Annotated in this window: 20 protein-coding genes; 9 read left to right on the top strand and 11 right to left on the bottom strand. The window is 61.7% G+C overall.

Annotation, left to right across the window (positions count from 1 at the left end):
* The first annotated feature begins 21 nt into the window (after positions 1-21).
* From BSY240_RS16680 to BSY240_RS16665, 4 genes are all read left to right on the top strand, one after another.
* Positions 22-882, top strand: coding sequence for an NAD(P)-dependent oxidoreductase (locus tag BSY240_RS16680; RefSeq protein ID WP_069043041.1), 861 nt, complete (start codon positions 22-24; stop codon positions 880-882).
* Complete coding sequence (locus tag BSY240_RS16675; protein WP_069043040.1) at positions 869-2,653, top strand: IlvD/Edd family dehydratase; 1,785 nt, start codon at positions 869-871, stop codon at positions 2,651-2,653. Before BSY240_RS16680 ends, BSY240_RS16675 begins: the two co-directional genes overlap by 14 nt.
* Positions 2,654-2,779: 126 nt before the next feature.
* Positions 2,780-3,457: a BA14K family protein gene (locus BSY240_RS16670; protein WP_171901585.1), complete on the top strand. Its 678-nt coding sequence runs from the start codon at positions 2,780-2,782 to the stop codon at positions 3,455-3,457.
* A gap of 104 nt (positions 3,458-3,561) precedes the next feature.
* Positions 3,562-4,950 (top strand): sensor histidine kinase, encoded by a 1,389-nt coding sequence (locus BSY240_RS16665; protein ID WP_236759269.1) that lies wholly within the window; start codon positions 3,562-3,564, stop codon positions 4,948-4,950.
* A gap of 117 nt (positions 4,951-5,067) precedes the next feature.
* Here the strand turns inward: BSY240_RS16665 and BSY240_RS24200 are convergent, their stop codons facing one another.
* From BSY240_RS24200 to BSY240_RS16620, 10 genes are all read right to left on the bottom strand, one after another.
* Entirely contained in the window at positions 5,068-5,232 is a 165-nt protein-coding gene (locus tag BSY240_RS24200) for a hypothetical protein (protein ID WP_166601365.1), read from the bottom strand.
* 141 nt (positions 5,233-5,373) lie between these two features.
* Positions 5,374-6,891: a tripartite tricarboxylate transporter permease gene (locus tag BSY240_RS16660; RefSeq protein WP_054148563.1), complete on the bottom strand. Its 1,518-nt coding sequence runs from the start codon at positions 6,889-6,891 to the stop codon at positions 5,374-5,376.
* A 10-nt stretch (positions 6,892-6,901) separates the two neighbouring features.
* A complete protein-coding gene (locus tag BSY240_RS16655) occupies positions 6,902-7,396 on the bottom strand; it encodes a tripartite tricarboxylate transporter TctB family protein (protein ID WP_054148562.1) in 495 nt (164 codons plus the stop codon).
* Positions 7,393-8,337, bottom strand: coding sequence for a Bug family tripartite tricarboxylate transporter substrate binding protein (locus BSY240_RS16650; RefSeq protein WP_054148561.1), 945 nt, complete (start codon positions 8,335-8,337; stop codon positions 7,393-7,395). Before BSY240_RS16650 ends, BSY240_RS16655 begins: the two co-directional genes overlap by 4 nt.
* A 245-nt stretch (positions 8,338-8,582) precedes the next feature.
* Entirely contained in the window at positions 8,583-10,655 is a 2,073-nt protein-coding gene (locus BSY240_RS16645) for a 3'-5' exonuclease (RefSeq protein ID WP_069043038.1), read from the bottom strand.
* Between the two features lie 7 nt (positions 10,656-10,662).
* The gene (locus BSY240_RS16640) at positions 10,663-11,184 is read right to left on the bottom strand and encodes a hypothetical protein (protein WP_054148559.1); all 522 of its coding nucleotides are present in this window, start codon (positions 11,182-11,184) and stop codon (positions 10,663-10,665) included.
* An 11-nt stretch (positions 11,185-11,195) separates the two neighbouring features.
* Positions 11,196-13,022, bottom strand: a complete 1,827-nt coding sequence (locus BSY240_RS16635) for a DUF294 nucleotidyltransferase-like domain-containing protein (RefSeq protein WP_069043037.1) — start codon at positions 13,020-13,022, stop codon at positions 11,196-11,198.
* Between the two features lie 90 nt (positions 13,023-13,112).
* Positions 13,113-14,879, bottom strand: a complete 1,767-nt coding sequence (locus tag BSY240_RS16630; protein ID WP_054148557.1) for a sodium:solute symporter family protein — start codon at positions 14,877-14,879, stop codon at positions 13,113-13,115.
* 12 nt (positions 14,880-14,891) lie between these two features.
* Positions 14,892-15,152: a DUF4212 domain-containing protein gene (locus BSY240_RS16625; protein ID WP_054148556.1), complete on the bottom strand. Its 261-nt coding sequence runs from the start codon at positions 15,150-15,152 to the stop codon at positions 14,892-14,894.
* Between the two features lie 307 nt (positions 15,153-15,459).
* The gene (locus BSY240_RS16620) at positions 15,460-15,822 is read right to left on the bottom strand and encodes a thiol-disulfide oxidoreductase DCC family protein (protein ID WP_069043036.1); all 363 of its coding nucleotides are present in this window, start codon (positions 15,820-15,822) and stop codon (positions 15,460-15,462) included.
* 238 nt (positions 15,823-16,060) lie between these two features.
* Between BSY240_RS16620 and BSY240_RS16615 the strand changes: the two genes are divergently transcribed.
* Positions 16,061-16,861 carry a creatininase family protein gene (locus tag BSY240_RS16615; protein WP_069043035.1) on the top strand — a complete coding sequence of 267 codons (801 nt, stop codon included), beginning with the start codon at positions 16,061-16,063 and terminating at the stop codon, positions 16,859-16,861.
* 15 nt (positions 16,862-16,876) lie between these two features.
* Here BSY240_RS16615 and BSY240_RS16610 read toward each other — a convergent pair whose 3' ends face one another.
* Entirely contained in the window at positions 16,877-17,830 is a 954-nt protein-coding gene (locus BSY240_RS16610; protein ID WP_069043034.1) for a LysR family transcriptional regulator, read from the bottom strand.
* Between the two features lie 178 nt (positions 17,831-18,008).
* Between BSY240_RS16610 and BSY240_RS16605 the strand changes: the two genes are divergently transcribed.
* The 4 genes from BSY240_RS16605 (at position 18,009) to BSY240_RS16590 (ending at position 22,216) form a co-directional block, all read left to right on the top strand.
* Complete coding sequence (locus tag BSY240_RS16605) at positions 18,009-19,025, top strand: ABC transporter substrate-binding protein (RefSeq protein WP_069043033.1); 1,017 nt, start codon at positions 18,009-18,011, stop codon at positions 19,023-19,025.
* A 253-nt stretch (positions 19,026-19,278) separates the two neighbouring features.
* Positions 19,279-20,109 carry an ABC transporter ATP-binding protein gene (locus BSY240_RS16600; protein WP_069043032.1) on the top strand — a complete coding sequence of 277 codons (831 nt, stop codon included), beginning with the start codon at positions 19,279-19,281 and terminating at the stop codon, positions 20,107-20,109.
* On the top strand, positions 20,109-20,903 hold the full coding sequence (locus tag BSY240_RS16595; protein WP_069043031.1) for an ABC transporter permease: 795 nt from the start codon (positions 20,109-20,111) through the stop codon (positions 20,901-20,903). The genes BSY240_RS16600 and BSY240_RS16595 overlap by 1 nt, the downstream gene beginning before the upstream one ends.
* Positions 20,903-22,216, top strand: coding sequence for a cytosine deaminase (locus BSY240_RS16590; RefSeq protein WP_069043030.1), 1,314 nt, complete (start codon positions 20,903-20,905; stop codon positions 22,214-22,216). Before BSY240_RS16595 ends, BSY240_RS16590 begins: the two co-directional genes overlap by 1 nt.
* Position 22,217: the final 1 nt, after the last annotated feature.

Genomic DNA, 22,217 nt, shown 5'->3' with positions numbered 1-22,217 from the left:
GCCTTTCTAGGGACCGGGCTGATGGGCGCGCCCATGGCCAGGCGCCTGCTTGCGGCAGGTTTCCTCGTCACGGTGTGGAATCGCGATAGCGGCAAGGCAGAGCCTCTGGCCGCAGCCGGTGCCAGGCTTGCAGAGAGCCCGGCAGACGCCGTCGCCGGCGCCCACGTGGTCTTCACCATGCTGTCGGATGGCTCCGCAGTCGAGGACGTGCTTTTCACCAAGGGTACGGCCGAAGCGCTGGAAAAGGGCACGGTCGTCATCGACACATCATCGATCGCACCGCCCATTGCAAAAGATCACGCTAAACGCCTCGCTGATCGCGGCGTCGCCCATGTCGATGCACCCGTGTCAGGTGGCGTCGTCGGGGCGGAAGCCGGCACGCTTGCGATCATGGCGGGCGGCGATGCCGAGATCATCGAGGGCCTTGCGGAAATCTTCGCCCCGCTGGGCCGGGTCACGCATGTCGGCCCATCAGGTGCTGGCCAGATCTGCAAGCTCGCCAACCAGCAGATCGTCGCGATCACCATCGGCGCCGTTGCAGAGGCGCTGATGCTCGTCGAAGCCGGCGGCGCGTCGCGGGAGAAGTTCCGCGAAGCAATCCGCGGCGGCTTCGCCGAAAGCCGCATACTGGAATTGCACGGCCAGCGCATGGTCGAGCGGCGCTTCGAGCCGGGTGGCCCCTCGCGCTTGCAGTTGAAGGATCTGAACGCCGTCGCCGCCATGGCCGAGACCTTTGGCCTTGAGCTTCCGCTGACAGCGGACGTTCGCCAGGCCTTCGAAGCCTTTGTTGCAGACGGCAATGGCGAACTCGACCACAGTGCTCTTCTGCTTCACCTGGAAAAGATCAACCACCGCAAAGGTGCCGCCGATGACCGAATCTGAAACACCGAAACGCCGTCTCCGTTCCCAGGACTGGTTCGACAATCCAGATCACCTCGACATGACCGCGCTCTATCTGGAGCGCTTCATGAACTATGGCACGACGCCGGAGGAGCTGCGCTCCGGCAAGCCGATCATCGGGATCGCCCAATCGGGCTCCGACATCAATCCCTGCAACCGTCATCACCTGGATCTTGCCAAACGCGTACGCGACGGCATCCGCGACGCTGGCGGCATTCCGATCGAATTCCCGTCGCATCCGCTGTTCGAGAACTGCAAGCGACCGACGGCCGCCCTTGACCGCAACCTTGCCTATCTCGGCCTGGTCGAGTTGCTCTACGGCTATCCCTTCGACGGCGTCGTGCTGACCACCGGCTGCGACAAGACCACGCCCTCTGCCCTAATGGCTGCATCGACGGTAGACATCCCGGCGATCGTGCTCTCCGGCGGCCCGATGCTTGACGGCTGGCATGATGGCGAACTGGTGGGTTCCGGCACGGTAATCTGGCGCTCGCGTCGCAAATATGCGGCCGGTGAGATCAGCCGCGAGGAATTCCTCGAACGCGCCCTCGATTCGGCCCCCTCTCCCGGCCATTGCAACACCATGGGCACCGCTTCGACCATGAACGCGATTGCCGAGGCACTCGGCATGTCGCTCACCGGCTGCGCCGCAATTCCCGCCGCTTACCGCGAACGCGGCCAGATGGCGTATCGCACCGGCAAGCGGGCGGTAGAACTCGTTCTGGAGGATGTCCGCCCCTCGGACATTCTCACCCGTGAAGCCTTTCTCAATGCCATCAGGGTCAACTCGGCGATCGGCGGATCGACCAATGCCCAGCCGCATCTGATGGCCATGGCCAAACATGCTGGCGTCGAACTCCTGCCTGAGGACTGGCAGGTTCACGGCTACGACATTCCGCTGCTCGCCAACGTACAGCCGGCCGGCGCCTATCTCGGCGAGCGGTTCCACCGCGCCGGCGGTGTACCGGCGATCATGTGGGAACTCATGCAGGCCGGAAAGATCGACACGACCTGTCGCACGGTGACCGGCCGCACCATGGCTGAGAACCTGCAAGGCAGGGAGGCGACGGATCGGGAGGTGATCAAGCCCTACCACGAACCGATGCGTGAACGCGCCGGCTTCGTGGTGCTGAAGGGCAACCTCTTCGACTTTGCGATCATGAAGACGAGCGTCATCTCCGAGGGTTTCCGCTTGCGTTACCTGCAGGAAAAGGGCCGCGAAGGCATCTTCGAGGGCCGCGCCATCGTCTTCGACGGCTCGGAGGACTACCACAAGCGCATCAACGACCCCGCTCTCGAGATCGACGAGGACTGCGTTCTCGTTATTCGCGGCGCAGGCCCGCTTGGCTGGCCGGGTTCGGCCGAAGTGGTCAACATGCAGCCGCCGGATCACCTCATCAAGCGGGGCATCCTCAGCCTTCCGACGATCGGCGACGGCCGCCAGTCCGGCACGGCCGACAGCCCCTCGATCCTCAATGCATCGCCTGAAAGTGCAGCCGGCGGCGGTCTGGCCTGGGTCAGGACCGGCGATACCATCCGCATCGACCTGAATGAGGGGTGTTGCGACATGCTGGTGGGCGACGAGGAAATCGAAAGGCGCAAGGCCGAGGGCATTCCGCCCGTGCCGAAAGACGCGACACCCTGGCAGCGGCTCTATCGTCAGACAGTCACCCAGTTGGCCGATGGCGCGACGATCAAAAACGCAGAGGAATTCCGCCAGATTTCCAAGACGCCTCCGCGTCACAACCATTGAGAAGCATTTCGATTGTTAACCTCCTTTCGGAGAAACAGTCGAATAATCAAGGGCAAGACACGTTTCATCGGGAACCCTCCGACGGGAACTTCATTCTTCTGTCACAGACGATGAATGGAGATCCCGATGAAACCCTTGATAAAACTGCTGTCAACGTCAGCGCTCGCCGCCGGGATGGTGATTGGTGGCGTCGTCCTCACGTCAGCGGCGCTCGCACCGGAAGAAGCCCCCCACAACTTCACCGGCCTTGATATCAGGGACCTCTGGACGATGGAGCCCGTCCGCATCGACAGGTCCGCACAGAACCTGGAGCGTCTACCGCCCCGCTATGCAAGCCATGTGGTGATGGTCGAACCCGACGTGGGGGCATCGGATCAGAGCGTGCAGGCCGCGACCGCAGAACAGGGTTCCGAGGTCGGTGACATCGACACTCTCGTCACTGCAGCGATCGACGAAGCGACGTCCGGTTTCGGCGCCGACACGCTGCCTCCGGAGCATTTCTCCTGGTGTGAAGCGCGCTATCGTTCCTACGATCCCGTCCGCAATGCCTATCGCAGCTTCAGCGGCGACATTCGCGCTTGTGATTCACCCTATCAGGTCGAGGTCATGGCGGAGCTGGAAGAAGGCAACGCAAGGGTCATGACCGTTAGTGCCGACGGGAGCAATTCTGGTGCTGGCATGGAAGACGAAGGCCACGTCATGGCCTGCATGGAACGCTATCGCTCCTATCGTCCGAGCGACAACACCTACCAGCCTTATGGCGGCGGTCCGCGCCAGCCCTGTCAGCTGGTGGCGTCGTTCTGAACCACCTGACCCTTGGCGAGGATCAAGCCCGGCGGCGGGTTAGCCACCTGCCCGCCGACCACCTGCTCATCTTCAACCAGGGCAACGAAACGACGGCTGCAGTGTTGGCACGTCGGCAGGCGCAAGAAGAGATTGTCCGGCTAGGTCGCCTCTTTGCTCAGGCACCGGCTGCGATCGCCATCTTGGAAGGGCCTTCGCATACCTTCAAGCTGGTAAACCCTGCATACGAAGCGCTGGTTCAGCGTTCAGATCTCGTCGGCCGCCCGGTCGCGGATGCACTGCCGGAAGTCCGGGATCAAGGCTTCATCAGCTTGCTCGATACGGTGTACACGACGCAAAAGCCCTATCAGGGCAAGTCCGCCCCGATCGAGTTGGTATCGCCTGAGGGCGAAAGACAGGCCCGCTATCTCGACTTTGTCTATCAGCCTGTCATTGATGCCACTGGCCAGTCAGTTGGCATCTTCGTCCAAGCGTCTGATGTCACCGAAGCAGCAACGGCCATGGCCGCTCTCCGGGACAGTGAACAGCGTTTCGAAGCCATCGTGAACTCGATCGACCAGATGATCTGGTCGACACGACCGGACGGTTACCACGACTACTTCAACCAGCGTTGGTACGAATACACAGGCGTCAGCGAGGGCTTCACCGACGGCTCGGAATGGGAGAATGTCTTTCACCCCGATGACCGGACAGAAACCCGCGCGAAGTGGCTCCATAGCCTCGAGACAGGTGAACCCTATCACGTGGAGTACCGTCTTCGGCATCGCAGCGGTGTCTATCGCTGGGTCATCGGGCGCGCTCAATGTGTGCGCGACAAGAACGGCGAGATCAGCCGCTGGTATGGCACCTGCACGGATATTCACGATCTCAAGGTGGCCGAAGAAGCACGTCAGCTTCTGCTGCGGGAGCTCAACCATCGCGTCAAGAACCTCTTCGCTATAACTGCAGGCATGATCAACATGACCGCGCGCTCATCGCCGTCGGTCGGCGAGATGGCAAAATCACTGCACGGTCGCCTGCAGGCCCTGGCGAAGGCGCATCACCTGATCCAGCCGGCCATCATTGCCGGATCATCAGTTGCGGAAACCGTTGCATTCCATACACTTCTGGAAGAAATCCTGTCCCCGCACCTGGCGGATCGCGACAGACAAGTCACCCTGAAAGGTCCGGAAATACTCCTCGGGCCACATGCGTCAACGAGCTTTGCCCTGATCTTTCACGAGCTAGCGACCAATGCGGCAAAGTATGGCCCCTTCCGCGACGCGGAGGGACGACTGGATGTGCGATGGCGGATGGACAAGGATGCGCTGCATCTGGAATGGCAGGAGAATGTCGCTCTGCCCGAGATCAAGGCTCCCAGCCAGGAAGGCTTCGGCAGCAAGCTGGCACGAACCAGTGCTATCCATCAACTCGGCGGAAGCATCGATTTTGAGTGGCTGCCGGCTGGCGTGAACATTGCCCTCACTGCAGCAGGGGAACGGCTCGGCAGATAGCGCGCTTCGAGATCGTTCAAACAAAAAGAGCGCCCACGATGGGGCGCTCAGAAACATGCATCTGGGCTATTCGCCCTCACCCGAGCGCCTTATCGGCACCCTTTGTCTCGCGGCCAATCAGTAGCGCGGGAAATCGGCAGGGTTGATGCCGAGTGTCTTCAGGTGGTGATCCTTCGGACGACGATGCCCTTCGACAGCAGCCGCTGCGGAGCTTGCTGCACCGAGAACGGCGATGGCACGACCGAGGAAACCCTGCTGGATGGACTTGCGGAGGCTAGACATTTCTTTACTCGCTTTCTTCGTTTGCAAGCAGAAGATGATACTCCGAAGGCCAGATTACAATGGACGGAAAGTCACGACAGCCATGCAACCGATGCAGGCCGAGTTAATCGGATCCTGCATCGGCACATGGCAATTGAGGCATCAGTCTTCGCTGGCGGCAACCTGTGCCAGCACCTGGCCCCTACCCCGCGCCCGAAGGATCATCGGGACAACCAGCGCAATGGCGGCGAGCGCCAGCAGGATCGCTGCGATCGGAGACGTGACCAGCACGGTCGGATCGCCCTGGCTGATCGACAAGGCCCGGCGCAGCTGCTGCTCGGCCATCGGACCCAGGATCAGACCGACGATCACAGGCGCGATCGGATAACCGAAGACACGCATGACATAGCCGAGCACACCGAAGGTCAAAAGCAGACCGAGTTCGAACACCGACGGATTGGCGCCAATCGTGCCAAGCGTGGCAAATACGAGAATGCCGGAATAGAGCCAGGGCTTTGGAATGGTCAGGAGCCGCACCCAGAGGCCGATCAGCGGCAGGTTCAACACAAGCAGCATGAAGTTGGCGATCAACAGCGAGGCGATCAGACCCCAGACGAGCTGCGGATTGGTCGCAAACAACAGCGGGCCCGGCTGCAGGCCAAACTGCTGGAAACCTGCAAGCATGATCGCAGCAGTAGCCGTGGTCGGCAGGCCGAGCGTCAACAGCGGAACCAGTGTTCCGGCAGCCGAGGCATTGTTGGCCGCTTCTGGCCCGGCGACGCCCTCGATCGCACCTTTGCCGAACTCTTCCGGATGCTTGGAGAACTGCTTCTCCGTCGAATAGGAGAGAAAACTCGACACGTCAGCACCACCGGCAGGCATGGCGCCAATCGGGAAACCGATCGCCGTACCGCGAAGCCAGGGCTTCCAGGAGCGGCTCCAATCGGACTTGTTCATCCAGAGCGAACCACGCACCGCCTCGACCTTCTCAGGCGCCCGCGCACCTTGCGCGGCCACGTAGAGCGTCTCGCCGATGGCGAACATCGCAACCGCAAGCGTGGTGACCTCGAGGCCGTCGAGCAGATCCGGCACGCCGAAACTCAGTCGCGTCTGGCCAGTCAGCTGATCGATACCGACGATCGAGAAGGCGAGGCCGACAAAGAGCGCGGTGAGACCACGCAAAGTCGAATCCCCGAATGCTGCCGAGACGGTGACGAAGGCGAGCATCATCAGTGCGAAGTATTCCCGCGGACCGAAGGACAGGGCGAATTTCACGACATAGGGCGCAATGAAAGCAAGCGCGATGGTTGCCAGAAGGCCGGCAACGAAGGAGCCGATCGCGGCCGTGGCAAGGGCCGGCCCGCCGCGGCCCGCGCGGGCCATCTTGTTGCCTTCGAGCGCTGTCACGATTGATGCGCTCTCGCCTGGCGTGTTGAGCAGGATCGACGTCGTCGAGCCGCCATACATGCCGCCGTAATAGATGCCGGCGAACATGATCAGCGATCCGGCCGGATCGAGCTGGTAGGTCACCGGCAGCAGGAGCGCGACGGTGAGCGCAGGACCGATGCCCGGCAGGACGCCGACGAGCGTGCCAAGCGTAACACCGATGAGCGCGTAGAACAGGTTGATCGGCTGAGCGGCGATCGCCAGCCCCTGGAGAAGGAAATCAAACGTATTCACGGGGTTCCCCTCAGAAGAACAGCCGTTCGAGTGGACCCGCCGGCAAGGACAGTTGCAGGAAGCGCGCGAAGAGGATCCACACGACGAACGAGAGAGCTATGCCTGCGGGCAGCGAGATCCAGAACTGCTTTTTGCCGAAGCCGGCCGCGGTAAGAGCGAACAGCACACCTGTTGCAAGCGAGAAGCCCAGCGTTTTCAGGAGCAGCATCTGCGCTGCGAGCCCGGCCACGATGAAAAGCACAGGCGGTAGCTCCTGGTGCTCGCGCTCGGGAAAATCACGGCGTATGGCAGCGAACACAGTCCAGATGCCAAGGCCGATCAGACCGATGGCAATGCCCTTTGGCACCGTCGCTGGACCAATCCCGGAATAGATGTTTCCGCCTTGCAGACGGGCGACATCGTAGAAGATAAGGCCCGCCACGGCGACAAGCACCGCGGCAATGGCCAGCGCCGCCCAATCTGGGCGACGCGTACGATGTCCGGAAGAACGATCTTCCGTGCTCATTTCACCAGACCGATGTCTTTGAGAATGGTCTCGGTGGCAGCGATGTCCTTGGCGAGCTGCTCTTCGAAGGCAGCGCCAGCAAGGTAGGTGTCCTGCCAGTTCTTGGTCTTCAGCGTTTCCTGCCAGCCGGCCGACTTTGCGAGCTTTTCGACGTCTGCCGAGACGGCCGCCTTCTGCTCGTCGGTCAGGCCCGGAGCGGCAGCAACCATGCGCCAGTTCTGCAGAACCACATCAAGGCCGCTTTCCTTCAGTGTCGGAGCGTCCGCACCTTCGATGCGCTCGGCGCTGGAGACGGCCAGCAGACGAAGCGTGCCTGCAGCGACCTGTGCCTGGAACTCGCCGTAGCTGGAGATGCCAACGGTGACCTGACCACCGAGGATGGCAGCAAGCGCTTCACCACCGCCGGAATAGGCGATGTAGTTGATCTTGGTCGGGTCCACGCCGGCAGCCTTGGCGATCAGGCCGGCACCAATGTGGTCAACGCCGCCAGCCGAACCGCCAGCCCAGGATACGGCGCCGGGATCGGCCTTCAGCTTTTCGACGAGCTGGCCGATGTTCTGGATCTCGGAATTGGCGGGAACGACGATGGCCTCATACTCGCCGGTCAGGCGCGCAATCGGGGTAACGTCCGCCAGAGTAACCGGCGACTGGTTGGTCAGGATCGCACCGACCATGACGTAACCACCGACGATCAGGGCGTTTGCATTGCCCTTCTGCTGGCTGGCGAACTGGGCGAGACCGATGGTGCCGCCGGCGCCGGGAACGTTCACGACCTGAACATTGCCGGAAATGCCTTCAGCCTGCATGACCTGCTGCAGCGAGCGGGCCGTCTGGTCCCAGCCGCCGCCAGGCGCTGCAGGAGCCATGATCGTATAGTCCGCAGCCGCAGCCGGAAGGGCGAGAGCGCCTGCAAGGAACGAAGCCAGGAAAAAGTGTTTCAAGATAGTCCTCCACCATCAATGCGGTCATTGCCGCTTACGAATGATCTGTGGGGAGAGCGCAGATGCGCAGCATGCGGACGACGCCGCTTCAGGCCGTGACCTGCTCCTCCCAGTCCCACCTGTCCCGCCTCCACGGGAAGATGTAACCATAGACCTAGCAGCGAAACCTGTCACCCACCTGTCATCGCCACGGACCTTGACTGAAAGCGGTCGTTGGCGGGGATAGCGTCAGGGCTGACTTACGCTCAGGACACGCGTGCCTGATCATTGAGATCGCGAACGAGCCTCTGATGAGTGCGCAACTCTGTCAGGACCTCTCCAAACCGCACCAGGCCGCGGCCGGCCAGCATGTCCTTCAGCTTGATGAAGACGTCGGCGGTCGCAATCGCATCGCCCAGCGCAGTGTGTCGGTCTTCTTCATCGATGTGCACGCCCAGTCTGTCGGCGAGAGCATCGAGCGTATGTGTTTCGGCGCGGCCGAAGGCGGTGGCTGACACCAGCACCGTATCCAGGATCGGGTTCGTGAAGCGCAGCCCGACTTCCTTCTCCCGCCGCGTGAGGAACTCCATGTCGAATGGCGCATTGTGTGCCACGAGCACAGCACCTTCGGCGAAGCGGTGAAACTGGCGCACGGCCTCCTGCACATTGACGGCATCTGCGACCATCGCCTCGGTCACACCATGGATTGCGGATGCGGACGGCGGTATCGGCCGCCCCGGATTGACGAGCAGGTCGAAAACCTCGTTCTTGACGCGCTTTCCATTGACGATGCGGACGGCCGCGATCTGGACGATTTCATCGCCCTGTTCCGGCAGCAACCCCGTTGTTTCCGTATCGAAGACCACATAGGTCAGGCTATCGAGCCGCGCGTCGGACAGTTTCTCGTAGTGCAGGCGCGAGAGCAGATCGAAATCGTAGACGACATGCCGCGACACGTCCGCCCCGACCGGTCGCAGCCGCTCGATCGGCCGCAGCCGGGTCGAGATCGACGGCGCGTCATCATCGGCCCCAACGACCAGAACGATGCCGTGGGTCCTGAGTATCGTCTCACAGGTCACCCCACCGTCGAAGACCGGCTCTCCCAGCCATTCATCCACGCTTTCGGGCGACACGGCGCCGCCCTTCCAGGACAAGGTAAGATCGGCAGCCCCCTGGGCCTCGCTAACCGCGAGATGAAAATGAGCAGCAGCAGTCGCCTTGCTGACCCGGGAGACAAGGTGTCCCAGGAGACTGACGATATCGAAGGCATTGCAGCGGACGGCAATTTCGGCGACCTCGGCGTCGAGCGTGAGCTTCTGCCCCTCAAGGTCACGGCGGAGTTGGCCGGCGAGCTCCCTCACATCCGTCGGCGCCATTGGCCAACCATCCGATCGACAGCTTTCAAAGCGGGCTTCGAGATCCGCTAGCGTCGCATCCAGCGCCTGAAGCTGCACCGAAACAGGGGCATCGCCTCCTGTGCCGGGCCCATGCGAAACAAGTGCATGGCGCAGGTCAGAGACGATGGGCCGGACCTGCAGGAACACGTCACCGAGAAGAGCGTCACGCCGGGCATAGGCCGCAACCTCCGTCGTCACATCGCGAAGGGTCATGACATAGGCCGCCTGATCGCCACCGTTGTCGCTGGCAAGCCTCATGCGCCCGGCGAGCCTGCGCCGACCGCAGGGGCTGAGACAGATGAACTCGACCACCGTGTCCGGATCCGAGCTTTCTAGAAGCCGGTGATGCGCGTCACGGATCGGCCCTTCGCTCAGATAGTCAAAGATATTGCGATCAAGACAGACCGGGCGCTGCGAGCCCGTCAGCATCTGCTGCGCCACCCCGTTGTAGAAGACGAGATGATGTCGGCCCGTACAGAGAAGAACGGCAGGCGGCACGTCGGCGAGCAGCTGTTCGAGCTTGTTCTTGTCGGACGACAGACGCGTGGTCTCCCGCTGCACCTGTTCCGCCAGGGCGCCCCGCGTCTGCGCAAGGGTCGCTGCGGTTGCGGAGGCGGCATCGGCAAGATCGCCAAGATAGCGCGCTTCCTCTGCCTGAAAGTCATTGCCCACATCGGCATGCGCCCGGGCACGCATGGCCGATGCCACCTTGTCGATGGGACGTGCGAGATGGGTGTCGAAGAGGAACCAGACCCAGGTGATCAGAGCGAGGATCAGAAAGCCGGCAGCGATAGCACTCTGCACGAAGGCGTTCAGCATGTCCGGGCTGGCTTCGCGGTGGTAGCCGAACCACAGACCGACGGCCAAAGCCGCAACAGCACCGACAGCCAGCCCCACGAAGAAGAGCAGGATACGTCCGCGCAGGCTGATCCTGGTCACCATGATCCCCTCATCCGGCCGAACATGCAATTTTCAAGGCCGCATCGTCAGGTTCCAGCTTGATCCACTCTGCCCCCACGAGACTCCCATCATCCGCAATGCTGACATTCCCATCGACCAGATCGGCGCGCCGCGCATTCTGGCAGTCAAAAACCACTCTGACCGGCGTAACCGGCTGCCAACGGGCCAACAGCAGAATGTCAATCATGACCAGACCCGGCTGGTTCGGATTCCGCTTGGCAGACTTCAGATCAACGGCTGTGAAACGCGTGGTCACAGGCTCGATATAGGACCAGGGGCGCCAGAACGCCGTCTGCTCGTTTTTCCAGGAGACCGCGAGACCGGGCAAGGCGATGTTCATGCGATCGAACCAGCTGTACTCGCTCCAGATCGAATAGCTCAACATGCCGAGGCCAGCCATGGCCGGGACGATCCACTTAGGCAGCAAACCCCGGCTTATCCAGCGCAGCAGCATCGCCACACCGGCCAGAGCAACACCTGTCACCACCGCGGCGATCAACTCAAACAGCATTCTTCATTCCTTCAGACGGGCGCCCGTCCGCCATTGGCGAGCGCCGATTGCATGGTTCTGACGACGACGAAGGCATCGCGAAGATGCGAGCGCTCGAAATCACCGAAATCGTAGGGTGCCAGAAAGTTATCCGGCTTGCGACCGTCGCGCACCTGCCGAACCTGGTTGCGCAGGCGCATGTCCGCGATGAGATCGTAGGCTGCAACGAGATCCCGGGCTCCGGCACCGGAGATGATACCCGCTTCTTCCGCCGCAAGCAGCCGCGCTCGCGTATTCACCGGGGCAAGTTTGCCGATCAGCGAATAGACGCGTCCGAGATCGACAACTGGAACCACACCATTGTGCTTCATGTCGATCTGGTTGCGATGCTCGCCGCTGCGGATCGTGGCAAACCCCCTGAGAAGTCCAAGCGGCGGCGCGTGCTTCAACGAGTTGCTGATCATGTGGGCGGTGAAGATCGAGTTGCGGCTCGCCTCTTCGAGAGTTTCCGCCTGCAGATCCTGAAAGAGTGACGACGCACCACAGATGGGCCGCAGATCGAACATCACGCTGGCCAGCATCTGCGCGGTCGGATCGGGCTTGTAGATCCAGTCGCGGAAATAGTTTCGCCAGACCGAAACCGGCTGGCACCAGCGCGGATTGGTCGCCATCATGTCGCCCGGACAATAGAAGTATCCGCAGATGTCGAGACCACGGCTGACTTTGGCGGCCAGTTGCTGGAACCAGGGCATTTCCTCGGGCTCGACGCCGTCTTCGATGAAGATGCAATTATCCTGGTCGCTGACGCCACTCTGCTCCTGCCGCCCCTGACTGCCGCAGGCAAGCCAGACATAGGGAACAGGAGGCGGTCCAAGCTCCCGCTCCGCCAGCATGATCAGCCGGCGAGTGACGCTATCGGCGATATCGGTAATCAGCCGAGTCACCACCTCATGGGCGTTGTTGCTGCCGACGAGCTGAACGAGCAGCTGCGGGATGCGTGTCGTGATCGCACGCATCGCCTCCGGCGTTTCTGACGTTGCGATGTCCCGGATCAGCTGCGCCGAACTGATCGCATGGAAGCGAATGAGATCGGTCTGTGTGATCATTCCCACCAGCCGCTCACCCTCGACGACCGGAAGATGTCCGACTCGCCGCTCGAGCATCAGATGCAGGATGTCGGAGCCCAGAGCCTCTCCGGGCAATCCGACCGGGTCGGCGGTCATCACGTCAGATACCGGGGTCGCGTCAGGGTCGAGCCCTTCAGCGAGCACGCGCCCCGCCAGGTCTCGGGTGGTGAGGATACCGAGAAAGCGCCCGCCATCGACGACGCCGAGGCTCGAGACATGCCGCTCCCGCATGAGGGCGGCAGCCGAGCGCACCGTATCGGTCGGCGCACAGACGATAGGGGGTCGCGACATCAACTCGCTGACCTTCTGGATGGCCATGTCGCCGCGCCGGCTATCGGCAAACCGGCCGCGCGTGAAGAAGCGGGCGAATACCGGCTGTTCCTGCATCAGGCGGCGGAACTCGTCCTTCGGCAGCATCAGCAGCGTGCAGTCGCCGCGGGCCGTTGCCGTCGTCGCCGCAAAGCCGTCGGCCAACAGGCCGCGTTCGCCGAAGGAGTTGCGAGGCGCGAGCTCGGAGACCACCGTATTGGTGGCATCCATGATTTCCGCGGCCCCGTCCATGATGAGGAATATGCCGGGCAGCGGAGAGCCGCGGTGATAGATTTCGGCACCGGCCGAAAAGGAAAACTCTTGGAAGCGGATCGAGACCCGTTCGATCTCGTCTCTCGGGAGACTGTCGTAAGGATGGACCGTCTCGAGAAATGCCAGCACGTCGGATTGTGCCTGGATCATCGGATTTGCCCTCATGCGGCACGACCGTGCCCTGGCTGTTTGAGGGACAGGAGGGGCGATATACTCGCCCCTCCCGGTTGATCATCGGTATCAGTGACCAGTCGCCTGACCCGCACCGCGCGGAACGCGGATGGATTCGACGAGATCCTGTACATGCTTCGGCGGAGCCTGGGTCATCATCGACACGATATAGGCCGTGGCGAAGTTGAGCAGTGCACCGATCGGGCCGAACGCCGTCGGCGGGATGCCGAAGATGTAGTTGGCCGGAACGTTCTCCATCATGTTGGTGCCTGCAATGAAGAACCAGCCCAGATAGGTGAACAGGTACAAGCAGGTGACCACGAGGCCGACGATCATGCCGAGCGTGGCGCCGACCGAGTTGATGCGCTTCGAGAAGATGCCCATCATCAGAGCCGGGAAGATCGTTGCAGCCGCCAGACCGAAGGCGAGAGCAACCGTTTGTGCCGCGAAGCCCGGTGGGTTGAGACCCAGAAGCGTTGCGACCAGAATTGCACCAGCCATCGCGATACGGGCAGCCAGAAGCTCGCCCTTTTCGGAGATATCAGGCTTCAGGAAGTCCTTGATCAGGTCGTGGCTGATCGCAGACGAGATGGCGAGAAGCAGACCGGCCGCAGTCGACAGAGCGGCTGCAAGACCGCCGGCAGCGATGAGAGCGATAACCCAGCCCGGCAGCTGTGCGATTTCCGGATTGGCGAGAACGAGGATGTCGTTGTTGATCGTCAGCTCGTTGCCCGTCCAGCCACGCTCGGCAGCCGTGGCGGCAAAGCCTTCGGACTTGTCGTTGTAGTACTGGATACGGCCGTCGCCATTCTTATCTTCGAACTTCAGAAGACCCGTGACTTCCCAGTTGCGCATCCAGTCCGGACGCTCGTCGTAAAGGACAGCCTCCTGCTGCGTGCCGCCGGGGAAGATCGTGTCGATGATGTTCAGGCGTGCCATGGCGCCAACAGCCGGAGCCGTCAGATAGAGAAGGGCGATGAAGACGAGCGCCCAACCGGCAGACCAACGGGCATCCGAGACCTTCGGAACGGTGAAGAAGCGGATGATGACGTGCGGCAGACCGGCGGTGCCGATCATCAACGACAGCGTGAACAGGGTCATGTTCAGCATGGAGCCCTGAGCAGTGTAGGCGTTGAAGCCGAGGTCGGTGACGACCTGGTCAAGCTTCTGCAAGAGCGGCAGTGCCGATTCCGTATGCGTGCCAAAGAGGCCGAACCACGGGATCGGGTTGCCGGTCAGCTGCAGCGAAATGAAGATCGCCGGAATGGTATAGGCGATGATCAGAACGATGTACTGGGCGACCTGCGTATAGGTGATGCCCTTCATCCCACCGAGAACGGCGTAGCAGAAAACAACGGCAGACGCGATCCACAGACCGGTCGAGACGTTGACTTCCAGGAAGCGCGAGAAGGCGACGCCGGCACCGGTCATCTGACCGATAACGTAGGTCACCGAGATGATGATCAGGCAGACGACAGCCGTAAGGCGCGCGCCCTGGCTGTAGAAGCGGTCACCGATGAACTGCGGAACGGTGTATTTGCCGAACTTACGCAGGTAGGGAGCAAGCAGGAGCGCGAGCAGAACATAACCGCCGGTCCAGCCCATGAGGAAGGTGGAGTTGCCGTAGCCGACAGTGGCGATCAGGCCAGCCATCGAGATAAAGGAAGCCGCCGACATCCAGTCGGCTGCAGTGGCCATGCCGTTCATGACCGGGTTGACGCCGCGGTTTGCAGCGTAAAACTCGGCCGTGGTCCCGGCGCGAGCCCAGATGGCAATGCCGATGTAGAGCGCAAAGGACGCGCCTACGATCAGCAGATTAAGTGTATACTGATCCATTGTTGGTCCGCCTTACTGCTCGTCGACGCCGAATTCGCGGTCGATCTTGTTCATGTACGCCGAGTAGCCGAAAATCAGCGCGATGAAGACGATGATCGAGCCTTGCTGGGCGAACCAGAAGCCGAGATCGGTTCCACCGACGGCGATGCCGGACAGAGCCGGACGAAGCAGGATACCGAACCCATAGGATACGATGGCCCAGATCGCCAGGCAGATGTAGATAATGCGAACGTTTGCTGACCAGTAAGCGTTAGACGAAGATTTATCCGTCACGAGTACTCCTCCCTTTCCTCGATGAGACGTCCCCCAGGACGCCCCTTGCCTCCACGTCGATTCCGCCAATCCTTGTCCCAAGGCGGAATAGACAATTGTTTAGGAGTAACGAATCCCCCGGAGATCGTACATTCTCCGTTAGTCGCAGGAGTCACTGTATTGCCGGAGCGCTTGCTGCATTGCAGCAAGAATTGAGACGGAAACACATCAATAGATCGGCGATCCAGAGCCTTTGCGTCATTCGCCCAGACAAGGCTGGCCAACCTCACGAAGAGAAAGCCTCAAGGAACAACTTACCGCAACGGAATCATGAAGTTGAGGAGGAACGGACCAGACGCTGCAGGCGCGGGCGGATGCGCAGAAAACCCCAATAGGCGGCTTCGAAAACAGGCGTCAACGGTTTCCATCCGGCCAGGAGACCGAGCGGTCGCAACACGGGAATGGCCCGCCACATCGCCGCGAAAGCCGCTGCACCCGACAGGAGTTTTCCCCCTTCTTCTGCATGGAACCGGGCCAGAAGCTCGGCTCGATCGATCGGACAACTGCCTTGAGGGTCAAACGCATCGATAAAGTTGATCGCACCGCGACTGTCGAGACGGCGCATCAAGGCGATCTCTCGCTGGCAGAGAGGACAACTGCTGTCGAACCAGACGGTCACCTGCGCGGACATGGTCGCCTTTCACGGGGAGAGTTTTCGTCTTCCATAACTGGGGTCAAAGCTGCCTTCCGGCAATGCGGCGTCACGCCGCTGCCTCACTGCTGTCGCCGGTCGCCTTTGACCCGGAACTTGAAAGCAGCAAGCCGCGCGAGCGCAATTTGGCATCGGCGCGAGCGGAATATGATGCTTTTCTGACCCCACGATTTTGCCTTATCGAACGAGGTGAACAGAGACGCAGAGGCAGACGGCAATGACCAGACCATTTTTCTGGAACGAACTGACGACGACGGATTTTGCAGGGCTTTCGCCGGATACGACGATCGCCATCCTGCCGATCGCCTCGACCGAGCAGCACGGACCCCACCTGCCCATTGCCACCGACGTGGCCATCGCAAACGGCATGCTGGCGGAATTGCAGACCCAGCGCCCCGATGATCTCGACTTCCTCGTTCTTCCCACCCAGGAAATCGGCAAGGCCAACGAGCATGTGTACGGGCCCGGCAGCCTGTCCTTCGGCCCGGAGATCCTGATCCCGGCCTGGACGGCCATCGGCGCGAAGGTGGCAGAAGCCGGCATTCGCAAGCTCGTCATCGTCAATTCCCATGGCGGCAATGTCGACGTCATGAGCATTGTCGGCCGCGAACTGCGGGTCCGACACCAGATGGTCGTCGTCTCGACCCAATGGGGCCGCTTCGGAAACCCGGAGGGCATGATCTCCGAGCATGAGAGCCGCTACGGCATCCATGGCGGTGAAGTCGAGACATCGCTGATGCTGCACTTTCGCCCCGAGCTCGTCCGAATGGACAAGGCCCAGAACTTTATCTCGAAAGCCGAGGAGATGCGCGCCAGCTCGAATTATCTGACACCCCTGCCGCCGCATTCGCTCGCCTGGATCGCCCATGACCTCAACCCGCATGGCGTGGTCGGCGACGCCTCGAAGGGCACTGCCGAAAAGGGTGCCGCGATCTGCCGCCATCAGGTCGCGGGCTTCATCGAACTCTTGCGCGACGTCATGGCTTATCCGCTCTCGAACCTCTACACGCCCGGCTGACCGAACACTCGCCCCTCAGCTCTGACCGCGAATGGTCTCAGGAATATGTCCCCGCGCCTTGAGATCCTGAACAAGCGCCAGAAGCTCCTGCATCAGATATTCGACGAAGAGGCTGGTCGCGGAGTCGAGCGGCGCCCTTGCACGGGCAAAAAGCTTCATCGGCTGATGACGGACATGCGCCTCGGTCAAGGGCCGGAAGATCAGCTCGCCGCGTCGGCATTCGGCGACGGCATCGAGCGGGTTGAGCATGGTGAGCCCCGTACCGGCCTTGACCAGCTGCTTCATCAATTCCGAGGAGTTGGTCTCGACAACAGGCTCGACAAGCAGCGGCAGCGGCGCCAGCGCCAGATCGATGATGTTGCGCAGGCTGGTGCCTGACTGCGCCAGGATCAAGGGCTCCTGAACCACCTCGACGAGGTCTATCGGCCCCTCCTCCCGCGCCAGCCGATGCCCGGGCGGCAACACGACGCCCACGGGCACATCGACATTCGCAAGCGTGCGGATACCGGGGGTCGCCGGGATGTTGAAGCCGAGACCGAGATCGACCTCGCCGGTCAGCACGGGATTGATCGTCGTTGAGCCCCCATCATTGCGCAGCTTGATCTGGATGCGGGGATGCTCGGCGACGAAACCGGCAAGGATTTCCGGCAGCGGCCCGGAGGCAAGCCCGACCGTCGTGACAAGCGACACCTTGCCGGCATGCGGCGTCTTCAAGCCGCGGATCCGACCCTCAAGCCGCTCGTAGTTCTTCAGCACATCGCGGATGTGCTCGACACAGAGCTCACCGGCGGCCGTCAGCCTGAGCCCTTTCGGCAAACGCTCGAAGAGTGGCGCCCCGAGTTCTTCCTCCAGCGCCAGGATCTGGCGGTTGACCGCAGATGATGCGACATTGAGGCGCTGGGCCGCCTTCCGGATAGAGCCACAACGGACGATTTCGTTGATGTAGATGAGCTTTCTGGAGTGCAGCACGAGGCCTCCGCTGCGTAAAAATTAGTCATGCCGCATCACTATGCATCAATCTCGTGAGCAGTGCAAAAAAAGCATCGATGCGGGCGAAATTTGATGCTTTTCAAGACGCAATCGGACCGATCAAATGACTGAAAAGGGAGCCCGAAAACGGGTCCTGCAACGAACAGGGGAACGATCAATGCGCGACACGCTCACCAAGACCAGCCTCTTTGCCCTGATGGGCCTTGCAGCTTCGCTGTGTTCAACTTCCGCCGCTCTCGCCCTCGACGAGGTCACCTACGGCACCAACTGGCTGGCCCAGGCTGAACATGGCGGCTTCTACCAGGCCGTGGCCGACGGCACCTATGAAAAATACGGCCTGAAGGTCACCGTGATCCAGGGCGGCCCGCAGGCTGCGAACCGCGCACTGCTGATCGCCGGCAAGGTTGATTTCTACATGGGCAGCCCGCTCGGCGAAATGGATGCCGTCAAGGAAGGCATCCCGCTCATCGACGTCGCAGCCATCTTCCAGAAGGACCCACAGGTCCTGCTCGCCCATCCCGATCAGGGCATCGAGAAGTTTGCCGACCTCGCCAAGCTCGATAGCATCTTCATGGGCAAGGACGGCTACGTCACCTATTATGAGTGGATGAAGAAGAACTTCGAGGGCTTCACCGACGAGAAGTACAAGCCCTATACCTTCAACCCCGCCCCCTTCATCGCCGACCCGAAGTCCGCGCAGCAGGGTTACCTGACGTCGGAACCCTATGAGATCGAGAAGCAGGCCGGCTGGGCACCGAAGGTCTTCCTTCTCGCCGACAACGGCTACAATCCCTATTCGACGATGATCACGACCACGACGACCATGGTCGAAAGCAAGCCCGATCTCGTCCAGCGCTTCGTCGATGCCTCGGCTGAAGGCTGGTACAACTACCTCTACGGCGACAACAAGGCCGCCAACGACCTCATCAAGAAGGACAATCCGGAAATGACGGATGGTCAGATCGAGTATTCGATCGCCAAGATGAAGGAATATGGCATCGTCGAATCCGCCGAAGCGCTGGAAAAGGGCATCGGCTGCATGACCGACGAGAAGTACAAGGCCTTCTTCGACGCCATGGTCCAGATCGGCGTCCAGCCGGCAGACCTCGACTACAAGAAGGCCTACACCACCCAGTTCGTCTGCAAGGGCGTGGGCATGGGGCTGAAGAAGTAATCTCCACCTCCCCCTTGAGGGGGGAGGTCGCAGCGAAGCTGCGGGTGGGTGTGATCGGCCGTATCCGCTGACATCACCCCACCCCGGCACTGCGTGCCGACCCTCCCCCTCGAGGGGAGGGTAAAGCATAAGCCGCAATCCGATCTCCCCCCTTGAGGGGGAGATGTCCGGCAGGACAGAGGGGGGTAACCCACCTCGCAACACCACCACTGCCGCAACACCAGAATGCAACGCGGATGTAACGCGAGACAGAATGACCAGTTTGCCAGCCACCGAAGACCCCATCACCTCGCCCCCTCCCGAACAGCGCCGGGCGCTCGTGGTGATGAAGGACGTGTCCAAGGTCTTTTCCAGCGGCACGGTCGCACTCACGGACATGTCGCTCACCGTCAACGGCGGCGAGTTCGTCTCGCTGCTCGGCCCCTCCGGCTGCGGCAAGTCGACGGCACTGCGCATCATCGCCGGCCTCGGTGACGTCACAACCGGCACCATTGACTGGCCAAGCTCCCGCATCAACTCCAAAGGCCTGCCCGAAGGCGACATTTCCTTCGTCTTCCAGGAACCGACGCTGATGCCCTGGGCGACCGTCTTCGGCAATGTCTACCTGCCGCTCAAGCTGCGCGGCATCTCCAAGTCTGCCGCCAGGGCTGATATCCTGGCTGCCCTCGATCGGGTCGGCCTCAAGGATTTCACGGACGCCTATCCGCGCGAACTTTCCGGCGGCATGAAGATGCGCGTCTCGATCGCCCGCGCCCTCGTCACCAAGCCGAAACTGCTTTTGATGGACGAACCCTTCGCCGCCCTCGACGAAATCACCCGGCAGAAGCTGAACGACGATGTGCTGGCCCTCTGGAAGGAGACCGGCATCACGGTAATCTTCGTCACCCACTCCGTCTTCGAAAGCGCTTACCTCTCGAGCCGCATTGTGGTGATGAAGGCAAGGCCAGGCCGCGTGCATGCCGACTTCCCGCTGCAGACCAGCCTGGAACGGGACGCATTTTACCGCACCTCCGAGGAATACCGTCAGGCCTGTGAAACCGTTTCGAAGACCCTGATCGAAGCCATGGGCGGGGAGCATCACTGATGACCGGACCGGCCGAAACGCTGTTGAAAATCCTCGTTCCCATCCTCGTTGTCTGTCTGCTGATTATCGTCTGGCAGGTCGGCGTTTGGGTCTCGGGCGTTCCGCAATACATCCTGCCCGGCCCGATCGCGGTTGCCGGCGCCCTGTTCAAGGACTGGGGCACGCTGTCGCCAGCCCTCTGGGTCACCACCAAGATCACCCTGATGTCGCTTGGGCTAGCGCTGTTGGGCGGCGTCGGCATCGCCGTTGCCCTCGTCCAGTCGAAATGGATCGAGATCGCCTTCTACCCGATCACCGTCATCCTGCAGGTGACCCCGATCGTCGCGATCGCCCCGCTGATCCTGATCTATTCCCCCTCGACGCAAGTGGCGCTGCTGATCTGCGCCTTCCTCGTCGCCTTCTTCCCGATCCTGTCGAACATGGTCCAGGGCCTGAAGAGCGTCGATCATAACCTGCTCAATCTCTTCGACCTCTACGGCGCCTCGCGCTGGCAGACCCTCCTCTATCTGAAGCTCCCAGCCTCGCTTCCCTATTTCATGACGGGCCTGCGCATCGGTGGCGGCCTCGCCCTGATTGCTGCCGTCGTCGCAGAATTTGCCGCCGGATCGGCGGGCGCCGGATCGGGCCTTGCCTTCCGCCTGCTCGAGGCCCAGTTCCGTCTGAACATTCCGCGCCTGTTTGCCGCCCTCTTCCTGCTTTCCTGCCTCGGTGTGGTGATCTTCGCCATTACCTCGTTCATTTCCTGGCTGGCGCTGCATCGCTGGCACGAGAGCAGCCTGAAACGAGAAAACTGATGTCGAGCCCGATTACCAACCTGCCCGCCGCCAAGCGCTTCGTCCTTGCCAATGCGACGCTGCCGGAAGTCTGCGTCGACGGCGTCGAAGCGCCCGCCTGTGAAGGCCTGATCAGCGCCGACATTGTCGTCGCAGACGGCAAGGTCGAGGCGATCCTGAAGCCCGGCGAGGCTCCATCAGGCCTGCCGTCGACGGATCTCCGCAATGGCATGGTCTGGCCGACTTTCGTCGACATGCACACCCATCTCGACAAGGGCCATATCTGGGACCGCCGGCCCAACCCCTCGGGCGACTTCGTAGGCGCGCTCGAAGCCGTGAAAACCGATCGCGAAGCCCGCTGGTCGGCTGAAGACGTCAAGGCCCGCATGGAATTCTCGCTGCGTACGGCCTATGCCCATGGGACCAGCCTGATCCGCACCCATCTCGACAGTCTGGCGCCCCAGCACCGCATCTCTTTCGAAGTCTTTGCCGAAGTTCGCGAAGCCTGGGCCGGCAAGATCGACCTGCAGGCCGCCGCCCTCTTCCCCTTCGACCAGATCACCGACGAGGCCTTCTTCAAGGATCTGGTCGAGGTCATAGTCGCCAACAAAGGCCTGCTCGGCGGCGTCACCTATCTGATGCCGGAGCTTGACCAGAAGCTCGACATCCTGTTCCGCACCGCCTCCGAGAATGGCCTCGACATCGATCTGCATGTCGACGAGACGCAGGACAAGGAAACCCTGACGCTGAAGACCATCGCGGAGGCGAAGATACGCAATGGCTTCGAGGGTTCTATCACCGTCGGCCACTGCTGCTCGCTTGCCCGGCAGGACGAGGACATGGCGAAACGCACCATCGATCTGGTGGCGGAGGCCGGCCTCTCGGTTGTCTCGCTGCCGATGTGCAACATGTATCTGCAGGACCGTCACCCGGGCCGCACGCCCCGCCAGCGCGGCGTCACCCTCTTCCACGAACTGTCAGCAGCCGGCGTCGCCACCGCCGTCTCCTCCGACAACACCCGCGACCCCTTCTATGCCTATGGCGATCTCGACCCCGTCGAAGTCTTCCGCGAGGCAGTGCGCATCATCCATCTCGACCATCCGCTGGACACCGCAGCCCGCGTCGTCACCCGCACCCCCGCCGATATCCTCAAGCGCCCCGACCACGGCCGCATCACAGTCGGCGGCAAGGCGGATCTCGTCCTCTTCAGTGCCCGCCGCTGGAGCGAATACCTTTCCCGTCCGCAGGCCGACCGCATCGTGATGCGGAATGGCATGGGCATCGACCGCAGCCTGCCGGATTACCGCGAACTTGACCCGTTGCTTGGAGCATAGA

Source organism: Agrobacterium sp. RAC06 (genome assembly GCF_001713475.1).
Lineage (GTDB): Bacteria > Pseudomonadota > Alphaproteobacteria > Rhizobiales > Rhizobiaceae > Allorhizobium.
This window is presented reverse-complemented; position numbering and strand designations above follow the sequence as displayed.

Coding starts and splice junctions, on each gene's coding strand:
- BSY240_RS16675 (WP_069043040.1), top strand. CDS start 869: ATGACCGAATCTGAAACACCGAAACGCCGTCTCCGTTCCCAGGACTGG.
- BSY240_RS24200 (WP_166601365.1), bottom strand. CDS start 5,232: ATGTCTAGCCTCCGCAAGTCCATCCAGCAGGGTTTCCTCGGTCGTGCC.
- BSY240_RS16600 (WP_069043032.1), top strand. CDS start 19,279: ATGACCAGTTTGCCAGCCACCGAAGACCCCATCACCTCGCCCCCTCCC.
- BSY240_RS16605 (WP_069043033.1), top strand. CDS start 18,009: ATGCGCGACACGCTCACCAAGACCAGCCTCTTTGCCCTGATGGGCCTT.
- BSY240_RS16670 (WP_171901585.1), top strand. CDS start 2,780: ATGAAACCCTTGATAAAACTGCTGTCAACGTCAGCGCTCGCCGCCGGG.
- BSY240_RS16630 (WP_054148557.1), bottom strand. CDS start 14,879: ATGGATCAGTATACACTTAATCTGCTGATCGTAGGCGCGTCCTTTGCG.
- BSY240_RS16655 (WP_054148562.1), bottom strand. CDS start 7,396: ATGAGCACGGAAGATCGTTCTTCCGGACATCGTACGCGTCGCCCAGAT.
- BSY240_RS16635 (WP_069043037.1), bottom strand. CDS start 13,022: ATGATCCAGGCACAATCCGACGTGCTGGCATTTCTCGAGACGGTCCAT.
- BSY240_RS16615 (WP_069043035.1), top strand. CDS start 16,061: ATGACCAGACCATTTTTCTGGAACGAACTGACGACGACGGATTTTGCA.
- BSY240_RS16680 (WP_069043041.1), top strand. CDS start 22: ATGGGCGCGCCCATGGCCAGGCGCCTGCTTGCGGCAGGTTTCCTCGTC.
- BSY240_RS16620 (WP_069043036.1), bottom strand. CDS start 15,822: ATGTCCGCGCAGGTGACCGTCTGGTTCGACAGCAGTTGTCCTCTCTGC.
- BSY240_RS16590 (WP_069043030.1), top strand. CDS start 20,903: ATGTCGAGCCCGATTACCAACCTGCCCGCCGCCAAGCGCTTCGTCCTT.
- BSY240_RS16595 (WP_069043031.1), top strand. CDS start 20,109: ATGACCGGACCGGCCGAAACGCTGTTGAAAATCCTCGTTCCCATCCTC.
- BSY240_RS16645 (WP_069043038.1), bottom strand. CDS start 10,655: ATGGTGACCAGGATCAGCCTGCGCGGACGTATCCTGCTCTTCTTCGTG.
- BSY240_RS16640 (WP_054148559.1), bottom strand. CDS start 11,184: ATGCTGTTTGAGTTGATCGCCGCGGTGGTGACAGGTGTTGCTCTGGCC.